Below are 4,997 nucleotides of genomic sequence, written 5' to 3'. Positions count from 1 at the left end.
AGAGTTATGGTTAGAGTATGAAAAACAAGGCGATTGTGAGATACGATTTGTCATCCGTAAAATTTGGGCAGGAGGAGTTGATGACTTTTTTGAAGAGGAAATTTATAGTGAAGACAATCTTCAGAAAGCTATTATTGTGAATAGTAAAGAGATAAATTTTTATATAACGGTATCCATTGAAGCACGTGGTAAAGGGAAACTTCAACTAGGAAATCTTCACCAGCGTTGGAGTCGCAAACAATTCGGGAAGTTTGTCCTTGGTGGAAATATTTTACATGATAGAAAGCGCGATGAAATTAATTACTTCTTCCATCCAGGTGATTTCAAGCCGCCTTTAGCTGTTTATTTTTCAGGTTTTCGTCCTGCCGAGGGATTCGAGGGATATTGGATGATGAAAAATTTAGGATGTCCTTTTCTTTTATTCTCAGATCCTCGTCTTGAGGGTGGAGCCTTTTACCTTGGAAGTCAAGAATTAGAGAATAAGATTAAGGAAACCATCCAATATTATTTGGATTATCTTGGTTTGCCATCTAAAGATTTGATTTTATCAGGTTTATCAATGGGGACTTTTCCATCGCTCTATTACGGAGCCACTTTTGAACCTCGTGCAGTTATAGTCGGGAAGCCATTAGCTAATATTGGGACTATTGCAAGGAGAGGGCGTTTAGAGGCGCCAGGTGTATTTCATAGCGCTTTTGATGTTCTGAGACATCAGACGGGTGGAGTTAGTTCCCAACATATGGAAGATTTGGATCAAATTTTTTGGAATGCTTTTAAAAAGGCTGATTTCACCCAGACAACTTTTGGTCTTTCCTATATGAAGGATGAAGATATGGACAATAAAGCCTACAATCAGTTAGTAGAACATCTTTGTTATACCGGGGCTAAAATTTTATCTAAAGGTACAGATGGACGACATAATGATGATACAAATACTAATGTGGCTTGGTTTCTACATTTTTATCGCATGATTTTGGAATCAGATTTTGGAAGAGGAAGTCAATGATTATTAAACAAAGACAAGAAATTAATTGGGGTGAAGTAGGAGGAACGTATAGATATGGGTCAACTGTATCGTTTTCCCACGATAAAAGCGTTAGATTATATAATTCCCTATTGCCATCTGGAGAGATTCTCAAAACTTGGTTTTCCAGTGTGAACTATCAAGCATTTAGAACTCAGCCCAATCTTCCTTTACTTAAAAGAAAACAGGATTATCAATTATGTATGGATTTTGAATGCCATCCTACAAATGGAGTCTATACAAAGATTTCCTTTTTTGATAGATATGGGGATGTGATTGAAGAAAAAATTGAAAAAGTGAAGGTCTTTGATTTTACCTATCCTGATGATACCTATACCTATCAAGTCTCCCTTCTAAGTGCTGGTTTTGAATCCTTAGATTTCTATTCTTTTTCTATTAAGGAGTTAAATCGTGTTTAAAGTTTTTTATCAAGATTTTCAACTTCGGAAAGTTAAAAGAATTTTAAGAAAGATTAATGCCCTTAAAGGGGAGATGGAGTCTTTATCAGAAAACGAATTAGCGACAAAAACAGTGGAATTTCGCCAACGTCTTGCTGAGGGGGCCACTCTCGATGACCTGTTGGTAGAAGCTTTTGCTGTTGTTCGTGAAGCAGACAGACGAGTATTGGGAATGTTCCCCTATGACGTTCAAGTTATGGGAGGAATTGTTATCCATCAAGGAAATGTTGCTGAGATGAATACTGGTGAGGGAAAAACCTTGACAGCTACTATGCCAGTTTATCTCAATGCACTGACAGGTAAAGGCACCATGCTGATTACCACTAATGAGTATCTAGCTAAACGTGATGCTGAGGAGATGGGACAAGTTTACCGTTTCTTAGGATTGACAATTGGGGTCCCTTTAACAGATGATCCTAAAGATGAGTTAAGCGTGGAAGAGAAGAAAAAGATTTATGAATCTGATATCATTTATACGACTAATGGAGCTTTAGGGTTTGATTATTTGGGTGACAATCTTGCTTCCAATGAAAAGGGAAAATTTTTACGTCCTTTTGACTATGTCATTATTGACGAGATTGATGATATTCTACTGGATAGCGCTCAGACCCCCCTTATCATTGCAGGAGCCCCTCGGGTTCAGTCTAATCACTATGGTATTATTGATACGCTGGTAACGACTTTGGTAGAAGGGGAGGACTATATTTTTAAGGAGGAAAAGGATGAGGTCTGGCTCACTACCAAAGGGGCTAAGGCTGCTGAAAGCTTCTTAGGAATAGATCATTTTTACAAGGAAGAACATTCGGTTTTTGCTCGCCATTTAGTCTATGGGATTCGAGCACATAAACTTTTTACAAAAGACAAGGACTATATCATTCGTGGAAATGAAATGGTACTGGTGGATAAGGGGACAGGGCGTCTAATGGAGATGACAAAACTGCAGGGGGGGCTCCATCAGGCTATTGAAGCAAAGGAGCATGTCAAGCTTTCTCCTGAAACACGTGCTATGGCTTCTATTACTTATCAAAGCCTTTTCAAGATGTTTAATAAAGTATCTGGAATGACGGGTACAGGTAAAGTTGCTGAAAAAGAGCTTTTGGAAACTTATAATATGTCGGTAGTACGCATCCCAACCAATCGTCCTAGACAACGGATTGACTATCCAGATAATTTATATGTAACTTTACCTGAAAAAGTGTATGCTTCTTTGGAGTGTATTAAAGAATACCATGCTAAGGGAAATCCCTTACTCGTTTTTGTAGGCTCAGTTGAAATGTCTCATCTTTATTCATCACTCTTGCTCCGTGAAGGGATTGCACATAATGTTCTCAATGCTAATAATGCTGCACGTGAGGCCCAAATCATCTCAGAATCAGGTCAGATGGGGGCTGTAACAGTAGCAACTTCAATGGCAGGACGCGGTACGGATATTAAACTCGGTGAGGGAGTTGCAGAGCTTGGTGGCTTGATAGTGATTGGAACGGAGCGGATGGAAAGTCAACGAATTGACTTACAAATCCGTGGTCGTTCTGGTCGTCAGGGAGATCCTGGGATGAGTAAGTTTTTTGTATCCTTGGAGGACGATGTTATTAAGAAATTTGGTCCTTCTTGGGTGCATAAAAAGTACAAAGATTACCAAGTTAAAGATATGACACAACCAGAGGTTCTTAAGGGCCGTAAGTATCGGAAATTAGTTGAAAGAGCTCAGCATGCCAGTGATAGTGCTGGACGTTCGGCACGTCGTCAGACTCTAGAATATGCTGAGAGTATGAATATTCAACGAGATTTGATTTACAAGGAGCGTAATCGTCTAATAGATGGCTCTCGCGACTTAGAAGATGTTGTTGATGAAATCATTGCTAGCTACATAGATCAAGTGACTTCTTCAGACTATGAAAGCCGAGAGCTACTCTTCCACTTCATTGTGACCAATATTAGTTTTCATATTAAAGAAGTTCCAGATCATATAGATGTGACTGACAAGACTGCAGTTCGTAGCTTTATGAAGCAGGTGATTGATAAAGAACTTTCTGCAAAGAAAGAATTGCTTGACCAACATGGCTTATATGAACAGTTTTTACGACTTTCTATGCTCAAGGCTATTGATGACAACTGGGTAGAGCAGGTAGACTATCTACAACAGTTATCTATGGCTATCGGTGGTCAGTCTGCTAGTCAGAAAAATCCAATCGTAGAGTATTATCAAGAAGCTTATGCTGGCTTTGAAGCTATGAAAGAACAAATCCGTGCGGATATGGTGCGTAATCTCCTGATGGGCTTGGTTGAAGTCACTCCCAAGGGTGAGATTATGACTCATTTCCCATAAAAAGAGGAAAATATGACAATTTACAATATAAATTTAGGACTTGGCTGGGCTAGTAGCGGTGTTGAATACGCACAAGCCTATCGTGCTGGTGTTTTTCGGAAATTAAATCTGTCCTCTAAGTTTATCTTTACAGATATGATTTTAGCCGATAACATTCAGCACTTAACAGCCAATATTGGTTTTGATGATGATCAAGTGATCTGGCTTTATAATCATTTTACAGACATCAAGATTGCACCTACTAGCGTGACAGTGGATGATGTCCTGGCTATTTTTGGCGGTGTGGAAAGTCGTAGAGAAAAGAATGGTAAGGTCTTGCGTGTCTTCTTTTCTGACCAAGATAAGTTTGTAACCTGTTATTTGGTTGATGAGGACAAGGACTTGGTTCAACATGCCGAGTATGTCTTTAAAGGAAAACTGATTCGTAAAGATTACTTTTCTTATACGCGTTATTGTAGCGAATATTTTGCTCCCAAGGACAATGCTGCAGTCCTATACCAAAGGACTTTTTACAATGAAGACGGGACTCCGGCCTATGATATCTTGATGAATCAAGGGAAGGAAGAAGTTTATCGTTTTAAGGATAAGATTTTATATGGGAAACAAGCCTTTATGCGTGCCTTTATGAAATCCTTGAATTTGAACAAGTCTGATTTGGTCATTCTCGATAGGGAGACAGGCATTGGACAGGTTGTTTTTGAGGAAGCACAAGCAGCGCATTTAGCGGTAGTTGTTCATGCGGAGCATTATAGTGAAAATGCTACAAACGAGGACTATATCCTTTGGAATAACTATTATGACTATCAGTTTACAAATGCAGATAAGGTTGACTTCTTTATCGTATCAACTGATAAGCAGAGAGAAGTTCTGCAAGAGCAATTTGCCAAATATACTCAGCATCGTCCAAAGATTGTTACTATTCCTGTAGGCAGCATCGATGCTTTAACTGAGTCAAGTCAGGGACGTAAGCCATTTTCATTGATTACGGCTTCACGTCTTGCCAAAGAAAAACACATTGACTGGTTGGTCAAGGCGGTCATTGAAGCTCGTAAGGAAATCCCTGAATTAACCTTTGATATCTATGGTAGCGGTGGAGAGGATTCTCTGCTTAGAGACATTATTGCAACTCATCAGGCTGAGGATTATATCCAACTCAAGGGACATGCGGAACTTTCGCAGATTTATAGCC

General features: G+C 39.3%; 4 protein-coding genes. All 4 read left to right on the top strand.

The genetic code is table 11. The annotated features are described in order from the left end of the window. The coding region (asp2, locus tag QZ359_RS03955; RefSeq protein ID WP_293960697.1) for an accessory Sec system protein Asp2 at window positions 1-1,006 on the top strand (1,006 nt) is incomplete at its 5' end. After that, window positions 1,003-1,443 (top strand): accessory Sec system protein Asp3, encoded by a 441-nt coding sequence (gene asp3 / locus QZ359_RS03950; protein WP_261029765.1) that lies wholly within the window; start codon window positions 1,003-1,005, stop codon window positions 1,441-1,443. The genes asp2 and asp3, both read left to right, overlap by 4 nt. After that, window positions 1,436-3,808, top strand: a complete 2,373-nt coding sequence (gene secA2 / locus QZ359_RS03945; protein WP_293960693.1) for an accessory Sec system translocase SecA2 — start codon at window positions 1,436-1,438, stop codon at window positions 3,806-3,808. Before asp3 ends, secA2 begins: the two co-directional genes overlap by 8 nt. Before the next feature lie 12 nt (window positions 3,809-3,820). Then, a partial coding sequence (gene gtfA / locus QZ359_RS03940) for an accessory Sec system glycosyltransferase GtfA (RefSeq protein ID WP_293960690.1) occupies window positions 3,821-4,997 on the top strand: 1,177 nt, incomplete at its 3' end.

It is taken from the genome of Streptococcus sp., from assembly GCF_019414905.1.
GTDB lineage: Bacteria > Bacillota > Bacilli > Lactobacillales > Streptococcaceae > Streptococcus.
This window is presented reverse-complemented; position numbering and strand designations above follow the sequence as displayed.

Excerpts from the sequence above, each read along its gene's own strand:
- asp3 (WP_261029765.1), top strand. The coding sequence starts at position 1,003 with ATGATTATTAAACAAAGACAAGAAATTAATTGGGGTGAAGTAGGAGGA.